Source organism: Pseudoduganella sp. S-14 (genome assembly GCF_049913285.1).
GTDB lineage: Bacteria > Pseudomonadota > Gammaproteobacteria > Burkholderiales > Burkholderiaceae_D > Rugamonas.
In genome coordinates this window covers 4,902,419-4,929,406 of the sequence record NZ_CP183991.1, presented here as the reverse complement: position 1 = coordinate 4,929,406, position 26,988 = coordinate 4,902,419, and the positions used below count along the sequence as shown (strand labels likewise).

Genomic DNA, 26,988 nt, shown 5'->3' with positions numbered 1-26,988 from the left:
CGTGGCCGGCGCGTAATTAACCCGGGTTAATGCCAGTTGACGACGCGGCCGCGTTGTTGCGGCACCAGCAGCGTCACATCGCCGGCTTCCACCGCACTGGTCGGATCTGCCAGGAAGCGCGACAGGCCAGCTTCGCCGCTGCGCGCCTGCACGCCGACCCAGGCGTCGCGCCACGTGTGCTTGGCGGCGTACAAGGCGGCATCGGCCAGGCGCTGCAGCGATTCCGGCGTCAGCGCGCTGGGGCGGCCCGGCATGCCGGGGAAGGTGGCAAAGCCGATCGAGACTGTCTTGCGCAGCACCTGGTCGCCGGGGATCAGGAATTCGTGGGCGGCGATGGCCAGGCGAATCTTCTCCGCCAGCGCGGGGGCGTCGTTGCGGTCGATGAAGCGCGCCACCAGCAGGAACTCCTCGCCGCCCCAGCGCACGATGTGGTCGGAGCTGCGCATGCAGTGCTGCAGCAGCTTGGCCGTCTGCTGCAGCACTGCGTCGCCGGCGGCATGGCCGTGCTGGTCGTTGACGCGCTTGAAGTGGTCGAGGTCGAGCATGAACAGTACCAGGTCTGAATGCGGTTCCGGCGGCATGCTGCGGTGGCGGCGCGCGGCCAGGTCCAAATCGGCCTGGATGGTCTGCTCCAGATAGCGGCGGTTGTGCAGTCCGGTCAGCGGGTCGGTCAGGCTGGCTTGCTCCAGGCGGCGCGAGGCCGCTTCCAGTGCGGCGGTACGCTCGGCCACCAGGCGCTCCAGGCGTTCGCCGCGGCGGCGCAAGGCGTGCAGCCGCAGTCGGAACAGGAAGGCCACGCCCAGTGCGCCCAGCACCCACATGGAAGCGCGGAACCACCAGGTCTGGTAGAAGGCCGGCTGCACGTGCAGCTTGAGCGCCCATTCCTGCGGGCTCCAGTGGCCGGCGCGGTTGCTGGCCTGGACCCGTAGCTGGTAGTCGCCCGGCGGCAGGTGGGAATAGGCAGCCACCCGCTGGCGCGCATCGACATTGACCCAGCCGGCGTCGTAGCCGTCCAGGCGGTAGCGGTATTGCTGCTGTTCCGGCGCGCTGAAGTCGGGCGCGGTAAACTCCAGGCGCAGGTCGCGCTGGCTGGGCGAGAGCGTGCGCTCGGCGAGCACGCCGGCGCCGGGCTGCTCGACGCCGTCGATGGTCAGTGCGGTCGCGCTCACGGCAGGCTGGTATTCCCAGTGCCGCAGCATGTGCGGGCGCACGCGCAGCAAGCCTTCCGGCGAACCAAACAGCAGGTCGCCGTTGCGCATGCGCGCGCGGCTGGCGTAATACAAGGTGCGGAATTCGTTGCCGTCGGCGCGGTCGAAACTGCGCCAGCGCCAGGTCAGCGGGTCGATGCGCACGCGGCTGCCCAGCCACACCTGGCCTTGCGCGTCCTGCAGCAGCGACTCGGGCGGGTGGGGCGGCAGTTTCAGGCGCGTTGACAGCAGGTCGAAGCGCGCGAGCTTGCCATCGAAGGAGCGCAGGATGGCAGCGCCGGCCTGGGTGGCCAGCCAGAGCTGACCGTCCTTGTCGACCATCAGGTCCGGCACCCAGTTGTCGGGCAGGCTGTCGGCGCGCCGGGTCGCGCACGATGCGGCGCGCCCTGCCGCTCCCGGTGTCGAAGGCATTCAGGCCATCATTGGTGCCGATCCACAGCGTACCATCCGGGGTGAAGGCGAGCGCTTCGACTTCGCGCCCCGACAGGCTGCCGGGATCGTCGGGCTGGTGGCGCCAGACGCTCACGGCACCGTCCTTGCCGATGCGCGCCAGGCCTTGCTGGGCACCGGCCCACAGCGCGCCGTCGGCGCCAAAAATCATGGTGCGGATCGGGCCGCCCGGCAAGCCTTGCGCGCTGGAGAAGCGCTGGAAACCTTGCTGGCCGGGGCGCTGCCGGTGCAGCGTGCCGTCCAGCGTGGCCACCCACATGCTGCCGTCCGGTCCTTGCGCCAGGCAGGTGATGGCGCCGTCTGCCAGCGCGTCGCTGCGGCTGGCGTCGGGCCGGAAGCCGGCCACCAGCCGGCCGCCGGCATCGAGCACGTCGACGCCATTGCCTTTGGTGCCCAGCCACAGCCTGCCGTCGGCCGCTTCCAGCGCGCGCACGATGGCCGGATGGCTGGGGCTCAGCGGGTTGGATGGGCTGTGGCGCAGCTTGAGGAAGGCGCGGCTGGCGGGATCGTGGTGCGCGATGCCGCCGCCCCAGGTGCCGGCCCAGGCCAGGCCGGAGCGGTCCACCAGCAGGGCGCCAATGCGGTCGTTGCCGATGCTGGCAGTGCTGGTGCTGTCGTATTGCAGGCGGTCGACCACGGCCAGGCTGGCGCCGTCGACCACGTCGATGCCCTTGCCGAACGTGCCGAGCCAGATCTCGCCAGGCAGCGGTTCGGCAATGCTGTAGATCCAGAAGTGGCCCAGCCCGGCCAGCTCCTGGACTTTGCCGCTGGCAGGATCGTACACGGCGGCGCCTTGGCGCGAGCTGCCGATCCAGATGCGGCCACGACCGTCCTGGAACAGGCGGATCGCATTGGCCGGGCCGACCGGCGCCGAGAAGCGGCCGTCGCCCAGCCAGCGCTGCAAGCCGGCGTCGCTGGCCACCCACAGGCGGCCTTCGCGGTCCAGCAGGACGGAGCGCAGCTGGTTGTTGGCCAGGCTGTTGCTGTCGCCCTCCACGTGGCGGTAATGGGTGAAGCGGCCACTGGCGGGATCAAGGACCGACAAGCCGTTGTCGGTGGCCAGCCACAGCACGCCGCCGGCCAGTTCCGCGATGCCTTCCACGCGATCGCTGGCCAGGCTGTCCTTGCCTTGCGGGTCGTGCCGGTACTGGGTAAAGCGTTCGGTGCGCGAGTCAAACACCGACAGGCCGCCGCTGATGGTGCCGATCCACAGCCGTCCATCGCGCGCGGCGTGCAAGGCGCGGATGTAGCTGCCGCCGATTGATGCGGGATCGCCGGGGTGCGGGCGGAACACCTTGTAGCCGTAGCCGTCGTAGCGCACCAGGCCGTCCTGGGTGCCGATCCACAGCATGCCTTGGGCATCCTGCGCCATCACGGTGCTGAGGTGGGCCGGCACCTGGTCCGGCATGGCGACACGCTGGAACGAGACTACACCCGGCCGTTGTTGCGCCGATGCCATAGTGCCTGCAGCCAGCAGGCAGGCGAACAGAGAGGACCGCAGCAGCGCACGCATTGCCAGGAGATGGTCAAATTGAAACTATCATTATGCCATGATCAGCTATCTCTGCTAGCATGAAGCCACACGGGAGGCAGCATGCGCGCATGGTGGGCGATCGGTGTGGCTGGCCTGGCGGTGTTGCCGCCGGCCTTGGCGCAGCAGGCGCAGGATGGTGCGCTGCCCAGCATCTACGTCACGGCGCAACGCCGCGCCGAGCCGCTGCAGGAAGTCCCGTTCAGCGTGTCGGTACTTGGCGGCGAAGCGCTCGACGTGCTGGCCGCCAGCGGCCGCGACTTGCGCTACCTGGCCTCGCGCATGCCGAGCCTGCACATCGAATCCGACTTTGGCCGGTCGTTCCCGCGCTTCTATCTGCGAGGGCTCGGTAATACAGACTTCGACCTGAACGCCGCGCAACCGGTGGGCATCGTGTATGACGACATCGTGCAGGAAAATCCGCTGCTGAAGTCCTTCCCCCTGTTCGACCAGCGGCAGGTGGAATTGCTGCGCGGGCCGCAGGGCAGCCTGTTCGGGCGCAATGCGCCGGCCGGCGTGGTGAAATTCGATTCGGTGCGGCCGGCCTTCAGGACCGAGGGCTACGCCAACGCCGCCTACGGCAAGGACCAAATACGCAACCTGGATGGCGCATTCAATACGCCGCTGGGCGAGGCGCTGGCGCTGCGCGTGTCGCTGCTTAGCCAGCACCGCGGCAATCGTGTCTTCAACGACCGCCCCAACGCAGCCACCACGGAATTCGAGGGCTATCATGACAACGCCGCGCGGGTACAGCTGCTGTACCAGCCGAATCCCTCCTTCAGCGCGCTGTGGAACGGGCACGGGCGCCGCATGGGAGGACGTGCCACGCTGTTCCGCGCCAATATCCTGCAAAAGGGCAGCAACGCACTGGCGCCGGGCTTTGATTACGCCAGCCTGCCGACCGACGGCATCAACCATCAGTCCCTGAACACGGACGGTGCCAGCCTGCGCCTGCGCTGGCAGTTCGATGGCCTGAGCCTGCATGCCATCTCGGGCTGGGAGCGGGCGCGCTTCTACAGCCGTGCCGATGTCGACGCCGGCTTTGGCTCGCTGGCGCATCCTCCCATGGGACCGGGCCGCATTCCTTTCCCGTCCGAGACCGCCGACGCATTGCCGAAGCACAGGCAGTTGACGCAGGAGGTCCGGCTCGAGTCCGATCCGGCGCAGGTATGGAGCTGGCTGGCCGGCGTGTACGGCTTCAGCGAAAAGATCAGGGTCGACAGTTTTAGCTTCGACACCTTCAATGGCAACCGCCAGAACGCCTACGCCTGGCAGGAGCAGGACAGCCGTTCGCTGGCCGCCTTCAGCGCTGTGTCGTGGCGTGCGGGCCCGGGCCTGCTGCTGCGCGCCGGCCTGCGCTATACCAAGGACCGCAAGGACTTCGTCGCCGCGCGCCCGCAAGCGGCGCCCGGCGCGTCGCCGATCGCCAGGCTGGAAGCCGCTCCGCGCGGCGACGACTTCAGCTGGGATCTCGGCGCCACCCAGGCCCTGTCGCCGGACGGCCATTTGTATGCGCGCCTTGCGACCGGCTACCGCGCGCCGTCGATCCAGGGCCGCATCCTGTTCGGCAACAGCATATCCGTCGCGCGCGCCGAGCAAGCCCGCAGTTGGGAAGCTGGCTGGAAGCAGGATCTCATGCAGCGCCGCGCGCGCCTCGGCCTGGCCGTGTTCCGCTACACGATCGACGACATGCAGCTTACCGCCGGCAGCGGCGTCGTCAACCAGAACCGCCTGGTCAACGCCGCCAGGGTGCGCGGGCAGGGCGCCGAAGTCGAATGGCTGATGCGTCCCAACAGCGAATGGACAGCCAGTGTGGGCGCCAGCTACAACGCCACCAGCATCCGCGATGCCGGCCTGTTCGTGCTCCCCTGCGGCAATGGCTGCACGGTGCTCGATCCGCGCGGCACAGCGCCCAACAACGTCTTCATCGACGGCAATCCGCTGCCGCGTTCACCGCGCTGGATCGCCAATGCCACACTGCGCTACAGCCGGCCCTGGCGCAACGGTGAGTTGTTCGCTTATACCGACTGGGCTTATCGCGGCAAATACAATTTCTTCCTGTACGAGGCGGTGGAGTACAAGGCGCGCCCGCTGCTGGAGGGCGGGCTGCGGCTTGGCTACAGGGATCGGCGCGAGCGCTTCGAGGTGGCGGCCTTCGTGCGCAACCTGGCCAACAGGCTGGTGGCGGTGGCTGCCATCGACTTCAATAACTTCACCGGTGTCGTCAACGAACCACGCAGCTATGGCATGCAGGTGAAATTCACTTACTGATATTTCGACGTCATGCGCAGCCACTGCGGATCTTCACGCATGCGCTTGACAATGGGAGCAACCTTGTCGAACAGGTCATTGCGTCCCAGCGGCACGAGGAAGCGGCGCTCCGTCGCGCGGCCCGGCAGATCCACGAAAGTCAAGCTGCCGTGCAATCCATGCAGCCGCACGAAATAGCGCGCCGCCGATTCCGAAACGGCCACGCAATCGATGCGGCCGCGGCGCAGCTTCTCCAGGTTGATTTCCTCGCTGATGGCATCCTGGCGCAGCAAGCCGTGGCGCTGGATCCATTCCTCGATGCCCGGGTAGACATAGCCCAGCGTCAAGCCAATCGATTTGCCGGCCAGCCCTTGTCCGGCATCCATCTGCACCGGATGGTCGATGCGCGACACGAGCACGAAATGGTCGATGGCGAAAGCCGTGGTCCACAGGTATTTCTTCTGTGCGACGTCATCGAACCATTGGGGCATCATGCCAATAACGATGCCGTCCAGCGTGCCGTCCTCCAGCCGCATCTGCAAGCGCTTGCGCGGCAGGTAGGCCAGCCGGTAGCTGGTGCCGTCCGTGGCCTGTTTGTTCAGGTAGTCGATTGCTTCGTAATAGATACCTCGGGTGCCATCGATGACGAGCGGGGCAAAGTTAGCGCTGGTGTAGACGGTGACGGTGTCTGCCTGCGCGACTGGCAGGAGCAGCGTAACAATCAGCGTCAACAGCGGCGTAAGAAATTTCATAAGGGCACTATAACAAAGCGCTTGCACTTGCAACATGAAAGTTAAATTCTTCAATGGCAATTGTTTCGCGTGCCTGCAACACAAATGGTGGTGGAGAAAGAGATTTTTGTCGTTAATTCTCACGAATTGTAACGTGGAGCCATAAATCGGCATATGATCAAAGCAAGAGGTATCGCGGTGCTGTAACGCACCTTTTACTGAACTTTTCTTTGGGAAACTGCCATGAATCCTACCTCTCTTCTCGGCCAGCTGAAGCTGGGCCACAAGTTCATGATCCTCGGCCTGATTGCGGCACTGCTGGCGATCATTCCCGCTTACCTCTACATGCGCGAAGCCGGCAAGGTGCTGCAAGCCTATGAGGGCGAGTACCAAGGCTTGCCTATCGTGGTGGATGGCCTGAAGGTCGTGCAGTACACCCAACAGCACCGCGGCTTGTCGGCGCTGGTGCTGGGCGGCGTGAGCGCCGTGGCGGAGAAGCGGCGCGCCAAGCAAACCGAGGCTGATGCAGCTTATGGCCGTCTGGAGAAGGCAGTGGCGGCACTCGGCGACAAGTCCATCATCGATGCTTACGCCGCCGCCAAGCAGGAATGGGAGACGCTGCGCAACAACGTGGCCGAGGGCAAGATCACTGTGCCGCAAAGCTATGCGGGGCATACCGGCCTGGTGCCCAAGCTGCTCAAGGTGAACGAGTTGATTGGCGATGCCTACGGCCTGAGCCTGGATCCCGACAAGGATACCTACCAATTGATCCAGTCGATGTTTTACCAGCTCCCCTGGCTGACCGAAGAAACCGGCAAAACCCGCGCCAAGGGCGCCGGCCTGCTGGCCAAGAAAGAAGCGACGCCGGAAGACCGGGCCACCCAGGCCGCCATCATGTCGCGCGTGTCCGACCGGCTGGACCAGACCATGACGGCATTTGGCAAGGCCGCTGCCGCCAATGCGCAAATCGACACCAAGCTTGGCGCCCAGTTGCGCGAGGCGGCTGACGCGGCGCGCAAGATTGTCGACCTGGGCACGGAGCAGATCGTGCGGGCCGATCCGCTGACCTATTCCGGCGAGGAGTGGGTGGCGCGCACGACTGCGGCAATCGATATGCAGTTCGCCGTCAACGAGGCGGCGGCCAAGGTGATCGAAACGATGCTGAAAGAAAAAATCGATGCCTTTGCGCGCCAGCGTGCGATCATGATCGGATCGATGGTCATCCTGTTCGGCCTGGCAGCCTGGATCTGCATGCTGATTGCGCGATCCGTGACAGTGCCGCTGCTAAACGCCATCGCCGTGGCGGACGAAGTGGCGAAAGGCAAGCTGGACAGCGACTTTGACGTTGGCCCACCCAACGAAGTAGGCCAATTGCTGCGCTCCCTCAAGACCATGAGCGAAAGCTTGCGCAACATCGTGTCCGAGGTCCGCGCCAGCGTCGACCAGATCAATGCGGCCAGCCGCGATATCGCCACCGGCAATGCCGACGTGTCCTCGCGGCTGGAATCGCAGGCCTCCAACCTGGAGGAGACCGCCTCGTCGATGGAAGAACTGACGTCGACCGTCAAGCAGAATGCCGACAACGCGCGCCAGGCCAACCACCTGGTGCATAGTGCGGCCGACGTTGCCGGCAAGGGCGGCACCGTGGTATCGCAGGTGGTGCAGACCATGGGTGAGATCAACGACAGCTCGCGCAAGATCGTGGACATCATTGGCGTGATCGACGGCATCGCCTTCCAGACCAACATCCTGGCCTTGAACGCTGCCGTGGAAGCGGCGCGCGCCGGCGAGCAGGGGCGCGGCTTTGCCGTGGTGGCATCGGAAGTGCGCAACCTGGCGCAGCGCTCAGCGTCGGCGGCCAAGGAGATCAAGGACTTGATCAATCATAGCGTGGACCGGGTCGAGACCGGCAACCGCCTGGTGGGAGAGGCCGGCCTGGCAATGCAGGAAGTGCTGAAGAGTGTGCAGAGCATCACGGCCATCATGCAGGAGATCGCTACCGCGTCCGCCGAGCAAGGCAACGGCATCGAGCAGATCAACCTGGCCGTGACGCAGATGGATGACACCACGCAGCAAAATGCCGCGCTGGTGGAGCAGACCGCCGCCGCTTCGGCCAGCCTGCAGGACCAGGCACAGATGCTGGTGAAGTCGATCAGCATTTTCAAGCTGGGGAATGAGGACGGCGGCTTGCCTGTGCTGGCTGCACGCCAGGCACATGCGCAGCGCCGCATGCCGGGCAATGTGCGCGCCTTGCGGACAGCCTCGGTATAATTTCCTTCATGGAAAAGCTCAGGGACTTAGCCACCATTATTTCGGAAGTGCAGCGTGGGGAACTGGTATTCCCCACCAGCGTCAACGCCGCACTGGCATTGCAGCTTGCATTGGCTGACCCTGATTGCCACGACGATGAGATAGCGCGCAGGGTGCTGGGCGAACCGGTGCTGGCGACGCGCGCTGTCGCCCTGGCCAATGCCGCGGTGTTCCGGCACCGTGGTGCGCCGCCCATCACCAGTGCGCGCGCTGCCGTGATGCGGCTTGGCTACCGCAACCTGTATTCGCTGGCCGCTGCCATGGTGGTGCGCCAGTTCGGGGCCCGCATCCGCGACCCGCAGCTGCGCGAACGCGCCGAGCAATTGTGGAAGTATTCTGCGCACGTGGCGGCCATCGCCTACCAGGTGGCGCGCCACATCACCCACACCGATCCCGACACGGCGCTGTTCGCCGGCATTGTGCATGAGGCCGGTAATTTCTTCCTGTTGTCGCAAGCGGACCAGGTTCCCGGCTTGCTGGATGAAATGGCGCCCCGCCTGGGGCCGGTGCAGGAAATCGTGACGCGTGAAGTGCTGCGCAAGCTGCAGGTGCCGCAGGCAGTCAGCGCCGCCATCATTTCGCTGCGCGATGGCGCGATCAGCCTGCCGCCCGCCGGCTTGCGCGATACGCTGCTGCTGGCGCGTCACCTGTGCCCCGTACTGTCGCCGCTGCCTGCGCCGCAGGACGATTACCTGGTGCGGCGCTCCGATATCGTGCAATGCCTGGAAAGCTTCCCCGACCTTGCCGAGCTGCTCGACGTCGCCGCGGCCGAAGCGCGCTCGATGGGCGTGGCGCTACTGGCCTGAAGCGCCCGGCGGCGCATCCTCCAGCAACTGTTTCGCCAGCAGGCCGGCGTGCGGCGTCAAGGCCGAAAAATCCCGCGCGCAGAGAAAGAGCCGGCGCGTGGCCCATGGTTCGGAGAGGCGCACCACGGCAAGGTCGCGGCGGATTTGCCGGGCCAGCGCGCTGGACATGATCGAGATGCCGATACCCGCTTCGACGTGCAGCGCCACGTGCTCGATATTGCGCAGCTGGATGCGATAGTCGAGCTGGCGGCCAAGGCGCGAAGCGCGTTCCGCCAGGTGGGTTTCCAGCGCGGTGTCGGCGATGCCAACGATAGCTTCGCCAAGGATGTCGGCAAAGGTCACGTCGCCTTGCCGCGCCAGCCGGTGACGATGGTGGGTGACGACGACCAGCTGGTCGCTGGCGATCAGGTGGGTCTGCAGCGGGCCGAAGTCGGTGATGTCCGCCACGATGCCAAGGTCGGCGCGCCGGTCCACCATGGACTGGACGATCTCGGCGCTGGGGCGCTCCAGCAAGTCGATCGAGAGGTCGCGGTGCGTGGCCAGGAAGCGGCACAGGTGCGGCGGCAGGAAAGCAGCCATGGCGGCGGAGTTCGACAGCACCCTGATACGGCCCTTCAGGCCAGTGGCGTAGGTGCGCAGGTCGCCGCGCATCTGTTCGACCTGGCCGAGGATGGAACGCGCATGGCGTTCGAATGCTTCGCCCGCTGCCGTGGCCCGCACGCCGCGGCGGTTGCGCTCCAGCAGCGGCGCGCCCAGCGCCGCCTCCATGCCGGCGATGCGTTCGCTGACCGAGGCCAGCGCGAGGTGCATGCTGCGTGCACCCTGGGTCAGGCTGCCGCATTCGACGACAGTGAGGAAGAGCCGCATATCGGTCAGGTCGAAGCGCATTGCCATGTCTCCAGCATTCGGAATTTCCGAAGTGTAGCACCGGAATTGCCAGATTGCGGGTAGCGGGCCGGCCGTCTAACATCGGTGGCATGGATTCGATGATTCTGACTTTTTCCGCGGGGATGCTGGCCGGAGCGATGAACGCGCTGGCGGGCGGAGGTTCTTTTGTCAGCCTGCCGGCCCTGATCGCCGCTGGCGTGCCACCGGTTCAGGCGAACGCTTCCAGTACAGTAGCCTTGTTCCCGGGCGGCCTGGCCAGCGCCTGGGCCTACCGCGACGGCTTGCAGCCGGTCGGCGGCGTCCCGCTGCAACTGATGCTGGCGACAACGCTGTGCGGCGGCTTGGCCGGGGCCCTGCTGCTGTTGCGCACTTCATCAGCGGCATTTACCTTTGTGCTGCCATGGCTCCTGCTGCTCGCGTCGATTGCGCTGGCGTTCGGGCGGCGCCTTGGTGCGGCCCTGCGAACCCGCTGGCAGGTGGGGGCGCCCGCGGTGCTGGCGCTGCAGTTCGCCCTCGGCGTGTACGGCGGTTATTTTGGCGGCGCGGTCGGGATCATGATGATGGCCATGTGGGGCTTGATCGACAAGCGCGACCTGAAGGAGTTGAATGCGCCGCGCACGCTGCTGGTCAGCGCAGCCAATGGCGTGGCGGTGGCTGCATTCATGTTTGCCCATGCTGTACATTGGCCGGTCACGCTGGCCATGCTGGCCGGCGCGGTCATCGGCGGGTATGGCGGCGCTCGCGCCGGGCGTCGCGCACCAGCTAACGTGATCCGCGCATTCACGCTGCTCACCACGTTCTGCATCACCTTGATGTTCTTTGTGAAGGCCTACCTGGGAGGCAACCATGCTTAACGCATTGCTGGAAACGATTGGAACGCTGGGTGTACTGGCCAGCATTGCCGTAAAACTGGCGACATACTTGCCCAAGGCTCGAAATCGAAATCGAGCAGCGCGTCAACCGTGAACGGCAGCTTCGATGCAAAGCGCGCCGCCGCGGTTCTTGAGACGGATCAGGCGCGGCTTTGTTCGAGGATGCGCACCAGCGATTCGATGCCCTCGGCGTCGACAGCATCGAAGCGGCCCGGCAGCGGGCTGTCGAGGTCGAACACGCCGATCACTTCGCCGTCCTTGCCGAAGATCGGCACCACCAGTTCGGAGCGCGAGGCAGCATCGCAGGCGATATGGCCGGGGAAGGCATGCACGTCTTCCACTACGCTGGTGGCGCGCTTGTCGACAGTGCTGCCGCATACGCCACGGCCCTTCCTGATGCGGATGCAGGCTGGCTTGCCCTGGAACGGGCCGAGCACCAGTTCATCCGGACCCTGCATGAAATAGAAACCCGCCCAGTTCAAGCCCGGCATGGTGTTGAACACCAGCGAGCTGGCATTGGCAGTGTTGGCGATCCAGTCACGTTCGCCGTGCACCAGTCCGCCCAGTTGCGCGCGCAAATCTTCGTACATGGCGCGTTTGGCTTCGGGAGTGTCGGTGCTGTAGGTGGTTTCGCTGAGGGAGAAAGACATTTTGCCGCTCGGTATGTTACTTAGGACGCCGACATCTTACCAGCAATCGCGTTAAGTTGCGGCCATGGCTACTCATCATCAGATCCGCAACCTGCTGCGCGACGTGTTCGGCGTTGATCGCTTGCGCGCTGGCCAGCGACAAGTGATCGACAGCGTGCTGGCGGGCCATGACACGCTTGCCATCATGCCGACCGGCAGCGGCAAGTCGCTGTGCTACCAGATCCCCGCCTCGATCCTGAAAGGCAGCACGGTGGTCGTCTCGCCGCTGATTTCCCTGATGAAGGACCAGGCCGAAAAGCTCGATGATATCGGCATCGAGGCCGCGCAGCTCAACAGCAAAGTGCCGGCTGACGAGCAGCAGGAAGCATTGCAAGGCTTGCGCAACAACGAGGAGCGCATTGTGTTTTGCACGCCGGAGCGGTTGGCGACACCGGAGTTCATGTCCCTGCTGCACAAGGCCGACATTGGCCTGGTGGTGGTCGATGAAGCCCACTGCATCTCGCGCTGGGGCCATGATTTTCGGCCGGCTTACCTCGATATCGGTGCGGCTCTCGATGCGCTCGGACGGCCGCCGGTGCTGGCGCTGACCGCCACTGCCACCGACGAAGTGGTGGACGATATTCGGCGCCAGCTTGGCGCTCCTGAAATGCGCATTGTGAACACCGGCATCTACCGGCCCAACCTGCACCTGGCCGTGCGCCAGGTGACCAATTCCGATGAGCGGGCGGCCGAGGCGTTGCGCCTGGTGCGCGAAACGCCGGGCAGCGGCATTGTGTATTGCGCTACCGTCAAGGCCACGCAAGACATGCTGGCCGCGCTGGAGGAAGCCGGCGAAAGCGTAACGCTCTATCACGGCAAATTGAATGCCGCCGAACGCCACCAGAACCAGGAAATGTTCATGTCCGGCGCACGCCGTGTCATGGTGGCGACCAATGCTTTTGGCATGGGCATCGACAAGTCCGACCTCCGCTTCGTGATCCACCTGCAGGTGCCGGCCAGCCTGGAAGCGTACTACCAGGAGGCGGGGCGGGCAGGACGCGACCGCGAATCGGCCGAGTGCACCTTGCTGTACTTCCACGAAGACAAGCGCGTGCAGCAGTTCTTCCTTGCGCGCAGCTATCCCGACGCGGCCTTGCTGCGCGCGGCGTATGATGCTGCTTCAGGTGGCGGGCGGCCGCGCGACAAGCGCAGCCAGGTCGCGCTCAAGCTGTTGAAGGAAGGCGGCTGGCTGAAACAGGATCGCAAGCTGCAATACCGTGTGGCAGGCGATGCGCCGCGCCCGGTCGACCTTGAGCGCCTGGCGGAACGCTATCGCGAGAAGCAGGAGCACGACCGCGAGGCGCTGGCGCAGATGGTGTCTTACGCGCAGAGTGGCTTCTGCCGCTGGAAGATTCTGCTCGACTATTTCGGCGATGAGTCAGCCGGCATTGAGCGCTGCGGTACCTGCGATAACTGCAGGTCTCCGCCGACAATCGACTCAGGAGGGTAGCGATGGCCGACATGGTAGTCGTGCGCAAAGAGGGGCTGTATTGCGTGCCGGGCGGGTTCTATATCGACCCTTGGCGCCCGGTGGAACGCGCCGTGATCACGCATGGACATGGCGACCATGCAAGTCCCGGTCACGCACACTACCTGTGCGCCGCGCCGGGCATCGGCATCTTGCGCGCTCGCCTGGGCCAGGTAAACGTCCAGGGTCTCGGCTATGGCGAGGCGCTGGAGCACCATGGCGTACGCATCTCGCTGCACCCGGCCGGGCATGTCCTCGGCTCGGCGCAAGTGCGCATGGAATACCAGGGCGAGGTATGGGTTGCCTCGGGCGACTACAAGGTGGAGCCAGATGCCACCTGTGCGGCCTTCGAACCGGTGCGCTGCCACTGCTTTATCACGGAGTCCACTTTCGGCCTGCCGATCTACCGCTGGCAGGCGCAGCAGGCGATTTTCGACGACATGAATGCCTGGTGGCGCCGCAATGCGCAAGAAGGGCGCTGCAGCGTCATGCTGTGCTACGCGTTTGGCAAGGCGCAGCGCATCCTGAGCGGGCTCGATCCTTCGATTGGTCCCATCGTCTGCCACGGAGCGGTGGAGCCGTTGAACCGGATCTATCGCGAGGGCGGCGTTGCGCTGCCGCCGACGGTGATGGTGGGCGACGTGGACAAGGCAGCGCTGCGCCAGGCGCTGGTACTGGCGCCGCCATCGGCTGCCGGGTCGCCGTGGATACGCCGCTTCGGTGATTTCAGCGATGCCTTTGCCAGCGGCTGGATGCAATTGCGCGGCGCGCGCCGGCGGCGGGCGGTAGACCGCGGTTTCGTGCTGTCCGACCATGCCGACTGGCCGGGCCTGATGCAAGCCATTCGCGCCACCGGCGCGCAACGGGTGATCGTCACGCATGGCTCGATTCCGGTCATGGTGCGCTGGCTGTGCCAGAACGGCTATGACGCCAAGGGCTTCGATACCGAATACGGCGACGAGGAGGCAGGGGAGGCGGGCGATGCGTGAGTTTGCCCGCCTGTATGCGGAACTGGATGAAACCACGTCCACCAAGCGCAAGCTGGAGGCGCTGCAAGCCTATTTCGGCAAGGCGGTGCCGGAGAATGCGGCATGGGCGGTGTACTTCCTGGCCGGCGGCAAGCCGCGGCAAGCGGTCCCGGTCAAATTGCTGCGCCAGTATGCGACCGAGTACGCGCGACTGGATGAATGGCTGTTTGATGAGTGCTACAACGCGGTTGGCGACCTGGCAGAGACGATTGCCCACATCCTGCCGGCGCCAAACCAGGAGAGCTACGTCGGCCTGGCGGAGTGGATCGAGCAGCGCATCGCGCCTTTGCGCGGTGCTGCGCCGGACGAGGTGCGGGCCGCCCTGTTCCGATACTGGGACGAACTGGAGACCCGCGAACGGTTCCTGCTGGTGAAACTGATACGCGGCGGTTTCCGTGTTGGCGTGTCGCGCTTGCTGGTCACCCGTGCGCTCAGCGCCATCGCAGCGGTGGACAGCAAGCTGGTGGCACAGCGGCTGATGGGCTGGACCGATGGCAGGGTGCGGCCGACGGCGCAAGGCTTCCTGCAGCTGATTGCGGCGCCCTCTGCGACCGAGCATGCGGAGCGGGGCGGGCAGCCGTACCCATTTTTCCTGGCCCATGCCTTGCAGGCCGATGCCGCTACGCTGGGCGACCTGGCGGCCTGGCAGGTCGAGTGGAAATACGACGGCATGCGCGCGCAGCTTGTGTCACGCGCAGGACTGAATTTCCTGTGGTCGCGCGGCGAGGACCTGATCACCGAACGCTTCCCTGAACTGGCGTCCCTGCACCTGCCGCAGGGCACGGTGATCGATGGCGAGATCCTGGTCTGGCCGCAAGGCGATGCGCCGGCGCCTTTCGCGGCGCTGCAGAAGCGCATCGGACGCAAGCTGCTCAGCGCGAAGCTGCTGTCCGAACTTCCTGCAGTACTGGTGGCGTATGATTTGCTGGAGCTCGACGGCGTCGACGTTCGCCAGTTGCCGCAGCACGAGCGGCGCGCCTTGCTGGAGCAGCTGGTGGCGCAGGTAGCGCAGCCGCAGCTGCGCCTGTCGCCGCTGGTGCTGGCGGAGGACTGGGGGCAACTGGCGCAGGTCCGCATGGAATCGCGCGCACGGGGCGTGGAAGGCATGATGCTGAAAGCGAAGGATGCCCAGTATGGCGTCGGCCGCACCAAGGACGTGGGCACCTGGTGGAAGTGGAAGATCGACCCTTTCAGCGTTGATGCGGTACTGGTCTATGCACAGGCCGGACATGGCCGGCGCGCTTCGCTGTACACCGACTATACTTTTGCGGTATGGGATAACGATGGGGAAGGCGAGCGCAAGCTGGTGCCATTTGCCAAGGCCTACTCCGGCTTGACCGATGCCGAAATCGCGCAGGTGGATAACGCAGTGCGCCGCACGACCGTCGAGCGCTTCGGGCCAGTGCGCAGCGTGCGGCCGACCATGGTGTTCGAGATCGGGTTCGAAGGGATCGCGCTGTCGCCGCGCCACAAGTCTGGCATTGCGGTGCGTTTCCCGCGCATCCTGCGACGGCGCGACGACAAGGCCGTCGAAGATGCCGATACGCTCGACACCTTGCGTGGCTTGCTGGCGCAGGTGCCGCCATGAGTCCCGCCTTCCCCCGTCCGCGGCCCTTGCCGCGCCGCCAGCCTCCAGCGCCACCGGGCGAGGCGCCGCAACCTGCACGGCTGCCTGCCTCCGGCTCAGCAGCAGGCCCTTCGCGTGAGATGGTGGAGGAATGGTTTGCGACGCGCGGCTGGGCGGTCTTTCCTTTCCAGCGCGAGGTATGGGATGCGGCCCGGCGCGGCGAGTCCGGCCTGCTGCATGCTACGACCGGCTCCGGCAAGACGCTGGCCGTGTGGCTGGCGGCTTTGCAGTGCGCGAGGGCCAGCCGCAAGGCGGGCCTGCGCCTGCTCTGGATCACGCCGATGCGGGCGCTTGCCGCTGACACCCTGCGCGCCCTGCAGTCCTCTGCCGCCGACTTGTTGCCCGCCTGGCAAATCGAATCGCGCACCGGCGACACCGACAGTGGAACCCGAGCCAGGCAAACGCGCGTCCTGCCGCATGCACTGGTCACGACGCCCGAAAGCCTCACAGTCCTGCTTAGTCGCCCGGAAGCGAGCGAACTGTTCGCGCAACTGGACATGCTGGTGGTCGACGAATGGCATGAGTTGATGGGCAACAAGCGCGGCGTGCAAGCCCAGCTTGCGCTGGCGCGGTTGCGCAGCTGGCAGCCTGGCTTGATGGTGTGGGGCCTGTCGGCCACTCTTGGCAACCTGCAGCAGGCGCGCGACGTGCTGGCGCCGCATGGCGCAATCGTCGAAGGTCACCTGCGCAAGGAGGTTCTGGTCGATACCCTGGTGCCCGACCACCCATCGCGCTTTCCCTGGGCCGGCCACCTGGGCTTGCAGATGCTGGAACCGGTCGCCGACGAGATCGCGCAACATGCCAGCACGCTGGTGTTCTGCAACACACGTTCCCAGGCCGAATTGTGGTACCAGAACCTGCTCGATGCGAGACCTGAGTGGGCGGGCGTCCTGGCCCTGCATCATGGTTCGCTCGACAAGGAAGTACGCGAATGGGTAGAGCAGGGCCTCAAGCAGGGCAAGCTTAAAGCCGTGGTCTGCACCTCGAGCCTCGACCTTGGCGTCGACTTTCTGCCGGTGGAGCGGGTACTGCAGATCGGCAGTGCCAAAGGCATCGCGCGCCTGCTGCAGCGCGCCGGACGCTCGGGGCACGCGCCAGGCCGCACTTCGCGCGCGACGCTGGTGCCGACGCATAGCCTGGAACTGCTGGAGGCGGCAGGCGCCATCGAGGCGGTGCGCGAACGCCGGGTGGAACCCCGGCCGCCGCCGGAAAAGCCGCTGGATGTGCTGGTCCAGCACCTCGTGACGGTGGCGCTGGGCGGCGGCTTCCGCAGTGAGGAACTTCTGGCCGAGGTGCGAACGGCCTGGTCATATCGCGCGCTAAGCCAGGAGGAATGGCAATGGGCCCTGGATTTCGTGGCACGCGGCGGGCAAAGCCTGTCCGCCTATCCCGAATACCGGCGCGTGCTGCCGGACGAGGAGGGCATTTACCGCGTGCCCGATGCAGCCATCGCGCGCCGCCATCGTATGGGCATCGGCACCATCGTTTCGGAAGCGACAGTGCAGGTGAAATACATGAACGGCTCCGCGCTTGGCAGCGTGGAGGAAGGCTTCATTGCACGCCTGGCCAAAGGCGAACACTTCCTGTTCGGCGGCCGCATTCTCGAATTCGTTCGCATGAATGAAATGACGGCCTTCGTACGGCGCGCTACGGGGGCCAAAGGCGCTGTGCCGCGCTGGCAGGGCGGCAAGATGCCATTGTCGTCCGAGCTGGCGCACGCCGCGCTGGAGCAGTTGCGGCGCGCCACGGAGGGCTGCTACGAGGGGCCGGAAATGCAGGCCCTCAAGCCGCTGCTCGACATCCAGCAGCGCTGGTCGGCGCTCCCGACGCCGGATACTACCGTGATCGAGGCGATGGAAAGCAGGGAGGGACATCATCTGTTCGTCTATCCCTTCGCCGGGCGCTCGGTGCACATCGGCCTGGCCTCATTGCTGGCGTATCGCCTTGCCCGCGCGCGGCCCGCCACGTTTTCGATTGCCGTCAACGATTACGGCTTTGAATTGCTGGCGCTGGAAGCGTTGCCGTGGCGCGAAGCATTGGAGGAGGGCGGCGCCTTCACTACGGAGAATTTGCTGGAAGACGTGTTGGCCAGCCTGAATGCCAGCGAGTTGTCGCAGCGGCGGTTCCGCGAGATAGCACGCATTGCCGGATTGATTTTCCAGGGCTATCCGGGGCAGCCGAAAAGCAATCGCCAGCTGCAGGCCTCTTCGTCATTGTTTTTTGAAGTCTTTCGCAAGCATGATGCCGGCAACCTGCTGCTGACGCAGGCCCAGCGCGAAGTGCTCGAGCAAGAGCTTGAACTGGGGCGCTTGCGTGACACGCTGCAGGACTTGCAGCGGCGCCGGCCCAGCTTCCACGAAGTGCGCCGCGCCACGCCGTTCGGCTTTGCGCTGATGGTGGAACGCTTCCGCGAGAAGCTGACGACCGAAAGGCTGTCGGACCGCGTCGCCCGCATGTTGAACGAGCTTGAAAGGGCCGCCGGACCGTGAATGCCGTCGCAACGGAACTGGCAGGCGAGCGCATGCTGCTGTTGCCGCAGAAGGCCCTGTACTGGCCGGCTGCCAGGACCCTGATGGTCGCCGACATTCATTTCGGCAAAGCGGCCAGCTTTCGCGCACTCGGTGTGCCGGTGCCGCGCGGGACCACCAGGGAAAACCTTGCAGCGCTCGAAACGTTGTTAACGGCGCATGATACGCAGCGCATCGTTTTTCTTGGCGACTTTCTCCACGCGAAAGCTGCCCAGGCGCCGGCAACTTTGCAGGCCATGCTGGATTGGCGCAGCCGGCATCGTGATCTGGAGCTGCTGCTGGTCCGGGGCAACCATGACTGGCATGCCGGCGATCCGTCGGCCCTGCTCGATGTGGCGATGGCCGACGAGCCGTACGGCTGCGGCCCGTTTGCCTTGTGCCATCATCCTGATGTCGCTTGCGAAGGCTATGTCATTGCTGGCCATGTGCATCCCGTGTTTCACCTACGCACTGCGCGCGAGTCGTTGCGCCTGCCTTGCTTTCTGCTTGGCACTAGTCGCGCCATCTTGCCGGCCTTCGGCGCCTTTACTGGCGGGCATTCTTTGATTCCAGAAACCACGGACAGGGTGTATGTTGTGGCCGATGATGCGGTTTTCCCAATAGAAAAAAGGTAGGCGATATCCTACATTTGTCGCGCTGAACGTCCTATATTACCTGTACAGTGCTTGCACTAACATGAGTTCTCCCGCGCCTACGGTAAGGGGCGGGGGTCTTTTCCACCGAACCAAGCAGGGGGACGAATCATGGCTTCGAACAATCCAGGCGACAAACGCGGCAACCGGCAGGACAGTCCGGCCGGCAGCAAGCAAAGTGCACGTGGCTTTGCCTCCATGGACCCACAACGCCAGAGGGAAATTGCTTCCGAAGGCGGCCGCGCAGCCCACCAGAAGGGCACGGCACACGAATTCACTTCCGAGGAAGCACGCCGCGCCGGCAGCATGAGCCACAAGAACGATGGCAACCGCCAGAGCGGTTCGCGTGGCAATGCCAGCCGTACCGAGCAGCAACCCGGTCAGGGCCAGCAGGAGTTGAGCAAGGACTACCAGCAGGACTACCAGGGCAACAAGCAGGGTGGCGATAAGTACTAAGTTTCATTGAAGTAAGGAGGCCAGCATGGGAAGGCCTGACAAACCCAGTAAGGACACGGAGAACCAGCAAAACTTTGTGCTGGTCGATACAGAGCATCCGGAAATAGCCAACGCCGAGGTTCCGGAGGGGCAGATCCGCCGCGCCGACCGACCTTTGCCGGGTAACCGGCAAAGTACTACGGAAAGCGGTTCGCGGCAGGGCGGCAGTGGATTGGGCACCGAAGGCGGTGCGCCAGGGCCGGATGCAAGTTCCGGCGTTTGAATAAAAAAGGCGGGCTGCCAGCCCGCCTTTCTTTTTGCGCCTTATTTCCTAGAACATGAAATTCGCGGTCAGCTGTGCATAGCGCGGTGCGCCGAGGGTCGCGCGTGCGCCGCTATTGTTCAGCGTGTTGACGTAGAACTTGTCGAACACGTTGTACAGGTTCAGTTGCAGGGCTACGTTCTTGGTCAGCCGGTACGAAGCCATGGCGTCGACCACCGTGTAGTGCGGAATCGAAGGCATATTGGTTTCTGCAGCCGACTTGGTCGGGTCGACCAGGCGTTCTTGCTTGCCCATGTAGCGCGCGCCGCCGCCCATCGTCAGCTTGTCGTCGAACTTGTAGGTGGTCCACATCGTCGCCGAGACTTTCGGCGACCAGCGGCTGGCCGCGCCCGGTGCGGATGTCGCATTGCCGGTCAAGCCTTCCTTGATCTCGGTGTCCATGGTGGCCAGGCCGGCGGTCACGCTCCAGTTCCTGGTGATCTGGCCCACGGCGCCCAGTTCGATACCTTGCACCTGGCGCTTGCCCAGTTGCGAGTAGGTATTGGTGGCCGCGTCCACCAGTTGCGGGAACTCGTTCTTGTTGGTGGTGCGATACAGTGCCGCGGTCAGGGCCAGCTGTTTCTGGATCACGTCCCACTTGGTGCCGAGTTCGACGTTGGTGGTCTTTTGCGGGTCCAGTGCCGAGTTGTTGATGCTGTTGGCGGTTTGCGCCGAGAGCGAGAAGTTGGCGCTGCCCGGCGGGGTTTTCGAGTTGGCGAATGCGAGGTAGATGCTGCCGTCCACGGTCGGTTTGTACAGCAGGCCGAGCTTGAAGCTGGCCAGCGAGTCGGACTTCTCGACGTGCGATGGGGTCAACACATTGTTGACCAGCGCAGCGCCGCTCGTGGTGGTGTTGTAATGCTCAAAACGTGCGCCGCCGTTCACCTGCCATTGCTCGTTCAGCTTGATGGTGTCGAACAGGTAGGCCGCCACGGTGTCGGTTTTGCCATCGGTATAGACGCCGTTCAGCGCAGGCTTGAAGTTCAGCAGCACGTCGTTCGGATTCGGTTGGTACAGGCTGGCCAGCGGTGCCGCAGTGGCAGAAACCGTCGAATTTCCCAGACCGGTGCGGGTGGGCGTGAACTGCTCTTCGTGCAGCAGTTCGAAGCCGGTCGACAGCGTGTGCTGCAGGCCGCCCAGCGTGAATTCGCTGACGACGTTGGTGGTGTTGGCCAGGATCTTGTTGTCCTGCAGGACGCTCTGGCGCGTACGTGCGATGGTCCAGTCGGCATAGTTGCTGCCCTTGGCCGTGATCGCATTGATGCCGCTCAGGATGCGGTCGATCTTGGATTTGCCGTAGCGGGTGGTATTGGTCAGGGTGGTTTTCGGCGCCAGTTCGTGTTCGATCTTTGCCGTCACCATGTCGGCATCGACTTTTTCATAGTCGCCGTTCAGGCCGTACCAGTTGTTGCGGTCCACGCGCGGCGCGTTCAGCAGCGCGGCATTGTTGCCGGTGACCTTGATGTCGTTCCAGAACCCTGCCACGCCGACGCTGGGGATGCCGCCGTCAGGCACGTTGTCCTGGCGGATGTGCTGCGAGAACAGGTAGACGCGGGTCGGCGTGCCCAGGCCCCAGGCGACAGCCGGTGCAATCGCTTTGCTCTCGCGGTCCAGGGCACGGCTGCCTTTCATGCTGCCGTCCGAGGCCAGGGCATTGATGCGGAAGGCGCCGCTGCCGGCGAAGGCGCGCGACACATCGGCGGTGAGCCGCTTCACGCCGCCCTGGGTGAAGCTGAGCGACGCGTCGGTGAATTCTTCCCGGGTCGGCAGCTTGGAAACGAGGTTGATGTAGCCGCCCGCGCCACCGCGGCCGATGTCGGCGCCGGCCGGGCCTTTGGCCACTTCGACCTGTTCGACGTTGAAGGCTTCGCGGGTCACTGCACCCAGGTCGCGGATGCCGTCCACGAAGACATTGCTTTGGGCGGCAAAGCCGCGCATCTGGAAAGTGTCGCCAGCGCTGGTGTTGCCGTTCTCGCCCAACTGGAGAGTAATGCCCGGGGTGTTGCGCAGTGCCTCGACGATGGAGGAGGCGCCTTGTTCCTTGATCAGCTCTTTCCTGATCACGGAAATGGTCTGCGGGGTATCCACCAGCGCTGAGGTCAGTTTCGGCGAAGACGCGCGGTCGGCCTTGTAGGCGACGTCGGCGGCTGCTTCCACCTTGACTTCGGCCATGGTCTTTTCTTGTGCCTGGGCCTGCACGGACAGGGGCAGGCCGATGGCGGCCATGGCCAGCAGGGATTGGTTCAGCAGGGGCTGGGCTGCCAGCGTGTGCTTGCGGCTACGGATGGTCAAAATTCTCTCCAGATTTGATGCAGTTGATGTTTGGCGGCTGGCTGCATCCGTCAAACTGGAGGTGGCTGGCGATAGCGGGTATGTAAAGCAATGTAAATGATAACGATTCTCAATTGCATTGACAAGCCCGGTGCATTATCATCCGGTATTCACTTATGGAAAGTAACAACTTGGGCAGTCCAGAAAACGAGGCAATGCGCCACGCCAAACGCGCCGTATGGCTCAAGCTCCTGCACGAATGGCATTGGGTCAGTTCGGCCATGTGCCTGCTCGGCATGTTCCTGTTTGCGATTACCGGCATCACCCTGAATCACGCCAGCCAGATCGAGGCCAAGCCGTCTGTGGTGCGCAAGCAGGCCACGGCGCCGGACGCCCTGGTCGGAGAACTGCATGCCTTCGCAGAAAAGCACGACGGCGAAAAAGCGCCGCTGCCGGAAGCGGGCGAGCGCTGGCTGCGCGAAACGTGGTCGATCAAGGCCGGCGGGCGCGAGGCCGAGTGGTCGGCCGACGAGGTTTACCTGCCGATGCCGAAGGCGGGCGGCGATGCCTGGGTGCGCATCGGCCTGGAGGATGGCGCTGCGGAATTCGAGAACACGGACCGCGGCTGGATTTCGTGGCTGAACGACGTCCACAAGGGCCGCAACACCGGCGCGGCCTGGAACTGGTTCATCGATATCTTTGCGGCGGCCTGCCTGGTGTTCTGCATTACCGGTTTGCTGATCCTGAAATTCCACGCGGCCAAGCGGCCGTTCACCTGGCCGATGGTGGGCCTGGGTGTCGTTATTCCCTGTGTTATCGCTTTGCTCTATATTCATTAAGGACCTCTGTATGAAACTTCGCTATTCCATCGCCGTCGGCTTGCCGCTGGTGAGCGCGTCCGCGATGGCGGCCGACCTGACGCTGACATTCGAACTCCCGCAACTGAACGTCGCTGAATACCACCGCCCATATGTGGCGGCCTGGCTGGAGAACGCGGATCAGAAGGTTGTGACCAACCTGGCCGTGCTGTACGACGTGAAGAAGAAGGACAATGCCGGTACCAAGTGGCTGAAGGATATGCGACAGTGGTGGCGCAAGGCGGGCCGCGACGTCGAAATGCCGATGGATGGCGTGAGCGGCGCCACCCGCGCACCGGGCGAAGTTTCGCTGAGCTTCCCGGTCGCGAAAGATGCGTTGAACAAGCTCCCGGCCGGCAATTACCAGCTGGTGGTGGAAGCTGCGCGGGAAGCGGGTGGCCGCGAGCTGGTGAAAGTGCCGGTGGCATGGCCGCCGAAATCGGCGCAGTCCTTCTCCGCCAAGGGCAAGGAAGAACTGGGCGACGTGACCGTGCAAGTCAAACCATAAGGAGCGGCCATGAAGCTGAGCAAAACCCTGATCGCGCTGGCACTGGCCGGCGCCGCCTTCAGCGCCCAGGCGCACAAGCCGTGGCTGCTGCCTTCGTCTTCCATGGTTGATTCCAAGGAGCCTTGGGTGACCGTGGACGCCGCGATTTCCGAAGGCCTGTTCGACATCGACCACCAGCCGCTGAAGCTCGATGGCATTTCGATTACCGGCCCTGATGGCGCCAAGGTCGAGATGCTGAACGCTCTGACCGGCCGCCTGCGTTCCACTTTCGATGTGAAGATGGCCAAGCCGGGCACTTACAAGATCGCACTGGTGAGCCAGTCGGTCATGGCGAGCTGGAAGGTCAATGGCGAGATGAAGCGCTGGCGCGGTTCCGAGGCGGAACTGGCGGCCAACGTGCCGGCCAATGCGGAAGAACTGAATGTGTCGCGCACAGCCAGCCGGCTGGAGACCTTCGTCAGCGCCAACAAGACCGATGAAGCGGTGTTCAAGCCGACTGGCGTTGGCCTGGAACTGGTGCCGGTGACGCACCCGAACGATATGCGCGCAGGCGAGCAGGCCACCTGGCGCTTCCTGCTGGACGGCAAGCCGGCGGCCAACCAGGCCTTCAGCCTGATTCCAGGCGGCGTGCGCTATCGCGGCACGCTGGGCGAGATTCGCATGGCGACCGATGCCAAGGGCGAGATCAGCTTCAAGATTCCGCAGGCGGGCATGTACCTGGTGTCCAGCAGCTGGCCTGCAGCCGCCGCGCCGCAAGCCGGCCAGCAGCCGGGGCCGCGCCAGATGCCGCCACGCCGCGTAACTTACGCAGCGACGGTGGAAGTACTGCCGCAGTAAGCAGGTGCGCCGGGTACTGCTGCCGCCCACCATCTCCGCCGAGCCAGCGCCGGCGGGGGCGGGCATCGTCGATTTCGGCGGCGCCAGCATGGGGACCACATGGTCGGCACGGGTAGCGCTGGCGCCTGGCGCCATGGCCGCCGGCGTGCCGCTGCGGGCCGCGGGCCTGCAGGCCGGCTTGCAGGAGCAGCTGGACCAGGTGGTGCGCGAGATGAGTCATTGGGAGCCGGCCTCCGACCTGGGCCGCTTCAACCGCGCCGGCGCCTGTACCTGGCATGCGCTGCCAGCCGGCTTTTTCGAAGTCCTGAAATACGCGCTCGAGGTGGCGCGTGAGACCGGGGGCGCCTGCGATCCCTGCGCCGGCCTGCTGGTGAACCTGTGGGGCTTCGGTCCGACTGGCCGCCATGACGAAGCCGGATTCGTGCCGCCCAGCGCACGCGATGTGGCGACCGTGCGCGCCGGAATGTCGGGTCGCACGGTGGAACTGGATGTCGCGCGCAAGCGCGCCTTCCAGCCCGGCGGCGTGCAGCTTGACTTGTCGGCGGTGGCCAAGGGCTTCGGCGTGGACAGGCTGGCGCAATACCTCGAAGCCCAGGGCTGCCGCCATTACCTGGTTGAAGTTGGCGGCGAGCTGCGTGGCGCCGGCCTCAAGCCCGATGGCCAGCCCTGGTGGGTGGCGCTGGAAGAACCGCAGGCGCCTGGCGCCGGCAGCGCGGGGGAAATCGCCGTCGCGCTGCATGGCCTGGCCGTTGCCACCTCCGGCGACTACCGCAAGTATTTCATGCAGAACGCCACGCGGCGCCCGCATACCATCGATCCCCGCAGCGGCATGCCGGTGACCAATGGGCTGGCCTCGGTGACGGTGGTGCACGAAAGCGCGATGGCGGCCGATGCCTGGTCAACTGCGCTCACGGTACTCGGCCCTGAACAAGGACTGGCGCTGGCTGAACGCAAGGGCCTGGCTGCGCGCTTCCTGATGCGCGAAGGGAAGGGACTGCGCGAAATCCTCAGCAGCCGCTTCCAGAAAATGCTTGAAGAAGAATGATCCTGACGAACGACCCGACCCGCCTCGGCCTGAGCGCCGCCATGATTGCCGGCTATGGCCTGGTATGCCTGCTGCCCTGGCTGCGAGCACGCCGCGCCCGTGCCCAGGCGCAGGCCGCGCGCGCGGCGGCGGGCGACTCGCCATGGCTGGTAGCCTACGCCAGCCAGACCGGCAATGCCGAACTGCTGGCGCGCCAGACCAGCGAAACCTTGCGCGTGGCCGGCATCGCGAACCAGCTGTGCGATTTCGACGAGCTTGATGCGGCCACGCTGCAGGCGGCCGAACGCGCGCTGTTCCTGGCGTCGACTTACGGCGAAGGCGATCCGCCCGACGCCGCAGCGCGCTTTGCGCAGCGTCTGATGGCGCGCAGCGACCTCCAGCTGGGCAGCATGCACTACGCCGTGCTGGCGCTGGGCGACAGCGCCTACAGCAGCTTTTGCGGCTTTGGCCGGGCGCTCGACGCCTGGCTGGCGGCACGCGGCGCACAAGCGCTGTTCCCGCGCGTCGAAGCCGACCGCAGCGCGGCTCCTGCCATCGCCACCTGGCGCCAGCAACTGAGCCACCTGGCAGGCACCAGCGACGCGCCGGACTGGGATGCGCCCGATTTCGCGGAATGGCGCCTGGCCGCGCGGCGCCAGCTCAATCCCGGCAGCGCCGGTGCGCCGATCTACCACCTGGAACTGGAGCCGATGCCAGGCCAGCCGCTGCCGGCCTGGCAATCGGGCGACCTGGTGCAGGTCGCGGCGCCAGCCGATCCCGATCGCCCGCGCGAATATTCAATCGCCTCCATCCCTCCCGATGGCAGGGTGCACCTGCTGGTGCGCCTGCACCGCCATGGCGACGGCAGCCACGGCCTGGCCTCGGGCTGGCTGACACAGCAGGCCGAGGCGGGCGCCATGGTGCGTCTGCGCCTGCGCGAGCACCGCCGATTCCGGCTAGAAGCCAATGCGGGGCGCCCATTGATCCTGATCGGCAACGGCAGCGGCATCGCCGGGCTGCGCGGCCACCTGAAGGCGCGTGCCGCTGCTGGCCAGGCCCGCAACTGGCTGCTGTTTGGCGAACGCGATCCGGCGCATGACGCCTTCTACCACGATGAATTGGAAGCCTGGCAGCGCGCTGGCCTGTTGCCGCGCCTGGACCTGGCCTGGTCGCGCGGCCCGGACGGCAAGCAGTACGTGCAGGACCTGCTGCTGCGCCAGGCCGAAACCGTGCGCCAGTGGGTGCGCGAGGGCGCCGCCATCTACGTCTGCGGCAGCCTGGAAGGCATGGCCGCAGGGGTCGACCAGGCGCTGCGCGAGATATTTACAGACCAGCAACTGAGGGAAATATCCAGTTCGGGGCGTTACCGGCGCGATGTCTATTGATTGCCAATAGTCAAGTATCAATACAATTCAATCAAGTCTGAATACAATTTATTACAAGCATAGCTTCGGTATGAGTGGCAAGTTCTGGTTGCAATAAATCGATAGGTATTGAATAAGTTTACTTCATTGTTGCGTTAAAACTACACATGCTCACTTTTTTAGCAAATTAAATTCCGATTCCTTCGCTTTCCTGCGAATTTTCCCTGTAACTTTCAGAAATGTATTAGCTGGGCATTAAATTGCCGGTTTGCTCCCCCCATAATCCGCGGTCGGTGAGCAAAATGCAAAAAAGAAACTTTGCTCATTCGAACGTTTTTAGAAACCCGAAGGA

General features: G+C 64.8%; 21 protein-coding genes and 1 pseudogene. 16 read left to right on the top strand and 6 right to left on the bottom strand.

Annotated features, from left to right (window positions below):
• Positions 1-26: 26 nt before the first annotated feature.
• Positions 27-1,619, bottom strand: coding sequence for a diguanylate cyclase (locus ACN9MZ_RS22630; RefSeq protein ID WP_426339121.1), 1,593 nt, complete (start codon positions 1,617-1,619; stop codon positions 27-29).
• Positions 1,620-1,659: 40 nt separating this feature from the next.
• Positions 1,660-3,009: pseudogene (locus ACN9MZ_RS22625) on the bottom strand (ligand-binding sensor domain-containing protein); the annotation flags it as partial.
• Between the two features lie 243 nt (positions 3,010-3,252).
• Between ACN9MZ_RS22625 and ACN9MZ_RS22620 the strand changes: the two are divergent.
• Positions 3,253-5,460, top strand: coding sequence for a TonB-dependent receptor (locus tag ACN9MZ_RS22620; RefSeq protein ID WP_426339120.1), 2,208 nt, complete (start codon positions 3,253-3,255; stop codon positions 5,458-5,460).
• On the opposite strand, the gene ACN9MZ_RS22615 is transcribed toward ACN9MZ_RS22620, so the two are convergent.
• The gene (locus ACN9MZ_RS22615) at positions 5,454-6,191 is read right to left on the bottom strand and encodes a substrate-binding periplasmic protein (RefSeq protein ID WP_426339119.1); all 738 of its coding nucleotides are present in this window, start codon (positions 6,189-6,191) and stop codon (positions 5,454-5,456) included. The two genes, ACN9MZ_RS22620 and ACN9MZ_RS22615, sit on opposite strands and share 7 nt — an antisense overlap.
• A gap of 222 nt (positions 6,192-6,413) precedes the next feature.
• Between ACN9MZ_RS22615 and ACN9MZ_RS22610 the strand changes: the two genes are divergently transcribed.
• Together ACN9MZ_RS22610 and ACN9MZ_RS22605 are read left to right on the top strand one after the other, a co-directional pair.
• Complete coding sequence (locus tag ACN9MZ_RS22610) at positions 6,414-8,441, top strand: methyl-accepting chemotaxis protein (protein ID WP_426339118.1); 2,028 nt, start codon at positions 6,414-6,416, stop codon at positions 8,439-8,441.
• Between the two features lie 8 nt (positions 8,442-8,449).
• Positions 8,450-9,286: an HDOD domain-containing protein gene (locus ACN9MZ_RS22605; protein ID WP_426339117.1), complete on the top strand. Its 837-nt coding sequence runs from the start codon at positions 8,450-8,452 to the stop codon at positions 9,284-9,286.
• On the opposite strand, the gene ACN9MZ_RS22600 is transcribed toward ACN9MZ_RS22605, so the two are convergent.
• A complete protein-coding gene (locus ACN9MZ_RS22600; RefSeq protein WP_426339116.1) occupies positions 9,275-10,180 on the bottom strand; it encodes a LysR family transcriptional regulator in 906 nt (301 codons plus the stop codon). The two genes, ACN9MZ_RS22605 and ACN9MZ_RS22600, sit on opposite strands and share 12 nt — an antisense overlap.
• Before the next feature lie 83 nt (positions 10,181-10,263).
• Here ACN9MZ_RS22600 and ACN9MZ_RS22595 point away from each other — a divergent pair, with 83 nt between their 5' ends.
• A complete protein-coding gene (locus tag ACN9MZ_RS22595) occupies positions 10,264-11,028 on the top strand; it encodes a sulfite exporter TauE/SafE family protein (RefSeq protein WP_426339115.1) in 765 nt (254 codons plus the stop codon).
• 158 nt (positions 11,029-11,186) lie between these two features.
• Here ACN9MZ_RS22595 and ACN9MZ_RS22590 read toward each other — a convergent pair whose 3' ends face one another.
• Positions 11,187-11,696, bottom strand: a complete 510-nt coding sequence (locus ACN9MZ_RS22590; protein WP_426339114.1) for a GAF domain-containing protein — start codon at positions 11,694-11,696, stop codon at positions 11,187-11,189.
• Positions 11,697-11,760: 64 nt separating this feature from the next.
• Here ACN9MZ_RS22590 and ACN9MZ_RS22585 point away from each other — a divergent pair, with 64 nt between their 5' ends.
• The 7 genes from ACN9MZ_RS22585 to ACN9MZ_RS22555 all read left to right on the top strand — a co-directional run bounded on the left by ACN9MZ_RS22585 (position 11,761) and on the right by ACN9MZ_RS22555 (position 19,736).
• Positions 11,761-13,185 carry a RecQ family ATP-dependent DNA helicase gene (locus tag ACN9MZ_RS22585; protein ID WP_426339113.1) on the top strand — a complete coding sequence of 475 codons (1,425 nt, stop codon included), beginning with the start codon at positions 11,761-11,763 and terminating at the stop codon, positions 13,183-13,185.
• A 2-nt stretch (positions 13,186-13,187) separates the two neighbouring features.
• Positions 13,188-14,192 (top strand): ligase-associated DNA damage response exonuclease, encoded by a 1,005-nt coding sequence (locus ACN9MZ_RS22580; RefSeq protein ID WP_426339112.1) that lies wholly within the window; start codon positions 13,188-13,190, stop codon positions 14,190-14,192.
• On the top strand, positions 14,185-15,819 hold the full coding sequence (locus tag ACN9MZ_RS22575; protein WP_426339111.1) for an ATP-dependent DNA ligase: 1,635 nt from the start codon (positions 14,185-14,187) through the stop codon (positions 15,817-15,819). Before ACN9MZ_RS22580 ends, ACN9MZ_RS22575 begins: the two co-directional genes overlap by 8 nt.
• Positions 15,816-18,347, top strand: a complete 2,532-nt coding sequence (locus ACN9MZ_RS22570; RefSeq protein ID WP_426339110.1) for a ligase-associated DNA damage response DEXH box helicase — start codon at positions 15,816-15,818, stop codon at positions 18,345-18,347. The genes ACN9MZ_RS22575 and ACN9MZ_RS22570 overlap by 4 nt, the downstream gene beginning before the upstream one ends.
• Positions 18,344-19,000 (top strand): ligase-associated DNA damage response endonuclease PdeM, encoded by a 657-nt coding sequence (gene pdeM, locus ACN9MZ_RS22565; protein WP_426339109.1) that lies wholly within the window; start codon positions 18,344-18,346, stop codon positions 18,998-19,000. The genes ACN9MZ_RS22570 and pdeM overlap by 4 nt, the downstream gene beginning before the upstream one ends.
• Before the next feature lie 129 nt (positions 19,001-19,129).
• Positions 19,130-19,474 carry a KGG domain-containing protein gene (locus ACN9MZ_RS22560; RefSeq protein ID WP_426339108.1) on the top strand — a complete coding sequence of 115 codons (345 nt, stop codon included), beginning with the start codon at positions 19,130-19,132 and terminating at the stop codon, positions 19,472-19,474.
• A 25-nt stretch (positions 19,475-19,499) separates the two neighbouring features.
• Positions 19,500-19,736 (top strand): hypothetical protein, encoded by a 237-nt coding sequence (locus tag ACN9MZ_RS22555; RefSeq protein ID WP_426339107.1) that lies wholly within the window; start codon positions 19,500-19,502, stop codon positions 19,734-19,736.
• Positions 19,737-19,784: 48 nt separating this feature from the next.
• On the opposite strand, the gene ACN9MZ_RS22550 is transcribed toward ACN9MZ_RS22555, so the two are convergent.
• Entirely contained in the window at positions 19,785-22,067 is a 2,283-nt protein-coding gene (locus ACN9MZ_RS22550; protein WP_426339106.1) for a catecholate siderophore receptor Fiu, read from the bottom strand.
• A 194-nt stretch (positions 22,068-22,261) separates the two neighbouring features.
• Here ACN9MZ_RS22550 and ACN9MZ_RS22545 point away from each other — a divergent pair, with 194 nt between their 5' ends.
• Genes ACN9MZ_RS22545 through ACN9MZ_RS22525 form a run of 5 tightly spaced genes read left to right on the top strand, consistent with a single transcriptional unit; the run spans position 22,262 to position 26,657 of the window.
• On the top strand, positions 22,262-22,885 hold the full coding sequence (locus ACN9MZ_RS22545) for a PepSY-associated TM helix domain-containing protein (protein WP_426339105.1): 624 nt from the start codon (positions 22,262-22,264) through the stop codon (positions 22,883-22,885).
• 10 nt (positions 22,886-22,895) lie between these two features.
• The gene (locus ACN9MZ_RS22540; protein ID WP_426339104.1) at positions 22,896-23,411 is read left to right on the top strand and encodes a DUF2271 domain-containing protein; all 516 of its coding nucleotides are present in this window, start codon (positions 22,896-22,898) and stop codon (positions 23,409-23,411) included.
• A 9-nt stretch (positions 23,412-23,420) separates the two neighbouring features.
• Complete coding sequence (locus tag ACN9MZ_RS22535; protein WP_426339103.1) at positions 23,421-24,248, top strand: DUF4198 domain-containing protein; 828 nt, start codon at positions 23,421-23,423, stop codon at positions 24,246-24,248.
• Between the two features lie 4 nt (positions 24,249-24,252).
• A complete protein-coding gene (locus ACN9MZ_RS22530) occupies positions 24,253-25,293 on the top strand; it encodes an FAD:protein FMN transferase (RefSeq protein WP_426339102.1) in 1,041 nt (346 codons plus the stop codon).
• Positions 25,290-26,657: a sulfite reductase subunit alpha gene (locus tag ACN9MZ_RS22525; protein ID WP_426339101.1), complete on the top strand. Its 1,368-nt coding sequence runs from the start codon at positions 25,290-25,292 to the stop codon at positions 26,655-26,657. Before ACN9MZ_RS22530 ends, ACN9MZ_RS22525 begins: the two co-directional genes overlap by 4 nt.
• Positions 26,658-26,988 lie beyond the last annotated feature (331 nt).

What these genes read in the sequence shown, in the direction of transcription:
- ACN9MZ_RS22525 (WP_426339101.1), top strand. Translation starts at nt 25,290, where the DNA reads ATGATCCTGACGAACGACCCGACCCGCCTCGGCCTGAGCGCCGCCATG.
- ACN9MZ_RS22585 (WP_426339113.1), top strand. Translation starts at nt 11,761, where the DNA reads ATGGCTACTCATCATCAGATCCGCAACCTGCTGCGCGACGTGTTCGGC.
- ACN9MZ_RS22540 (WP_426339104.1), top strand. Translation starts at nt 22,896, where the DNA reads ATGAAACTTCGCTATTCCATCGCCGTCGGCTTGCCGCTGGTGAGCGCG.
- ACN9MZ_RS22605 (WP_426339117.1), top strand. Translation starts at nt 8,450, where the DNA reads ATGGAAAAGCTCAGGGACTTAGCCACCATTATTTCGGAAGTGCAGCGT.
- ACN9MZ_RS22615 (WP_426339119.1), bottom strand. Translation starts at nt 6,191, where the DNA reads ATGAAATTTCTTACGCCGCTGTTGACGCTGATTGTTACGCTGCTCCTG.
- ACN9MZ_RS22535 (WP_426339103.1), top strand. Translation starts at nt 23,421, where the DNA reads ATGAAGCTGAGCAAAACCCTGATCGCGCTGGCACTGGCCGGCGCCGCC.
- ACN9MZ_RS22620 (WP_426339120.1), top strand. Translation starts at nt 3,253, where the DNA reads ATGCGCGCATGGTGGGCGATCGGTGTGGCTGGCCTGGCGGTGTTGCCG.
- ACN9MZ_RS22580 (WP_426339112.1), top strand. Translation starts at nt 13,188, where the DNA reads ATGGCCGACATGGTAGTCGTGCGCAAAGAGGGGCTGTATTGCGTGCCG.
- ACN9MZ_RS22595 (WP_426339115.1), top strand. Translation starts at nt 10,264, where the DNA reads ATGGATTCGATGATTCTGACTTTTTCCGCGGGGATGCTGGCCGGAGCG.
- ACN9MZ_RS22610 (WP_426339118.1), top strand. Translation starts at nt 6,414, where the DNA reads ATGAATCCTACCTCTCTTCTCGGCCAGCTGAAGCTGGGCCACAAGTTC.
- ACN9MZ_RS22555 (WP_426339107.1), top strand. Translation starts at nt 19,500, where the DNA reads ATGGGAAGGCCTGACAAACCCAGTAAGGACACGGAGAACCAGCAAAAC.
- ACN9MZ_RS22630 (WP_426339121.1), bottom strand. Translation starts at nt 1,619, where the DNA reads ATGCCTTCGACACCGGGAGCGGCAGGGCGCGCCGCATCGTGCGCGACC.
- ACN9MZ_RS22600 (WP_426339116.1), bottom strand. Translation starts at nt 10,180, where the DNA reads ATGGCAATGCGCTTCGACCTGACCGATATGCGGCTCTTCCTCACTGTC.
- ACN9MZ_RS22545 (WP_426339105.1), top strand. Translation starts at nt 22,262, where the DNA reads ATGCGCCACGCCAAACGCGCCGTATGGCTCAAGCTCCTGCACGAATGG.
- ACN9MZ_RS22590 (WP_426339114.1), bottom strand. Translation starts at nt 11,696, where the DNA reads ATGTCTTTCTCCCTCAGCGAAACCACCTACAGCACCGACACTCCCGAA.
- ACN9MZ_RS22570 (WP_426339110.1), top strand. Translation starts at nt 15,816, where the DNA reads ATGAGTCCCGCCTTCCCCCGTCCGCGGCCCTTGCCGCGCCGCCAGCCT.
- ACN9MZ_RS22560 (WP_426339108.1), top strand. Translation starts at nt 19,130, where the DNA reads ATGGCTTCGAACAATCCAGGCGACAAACGCGGCAACCGGCAGGACAGT.
- ACN9MZ_RS22575 (WP_426339111.1), top strand. Translation starts at nt 14,185, where the DNA reads ATGCGTGAGTTTGCCCGCCTGTATGCGGAACTGGATGAAACCACGTCC.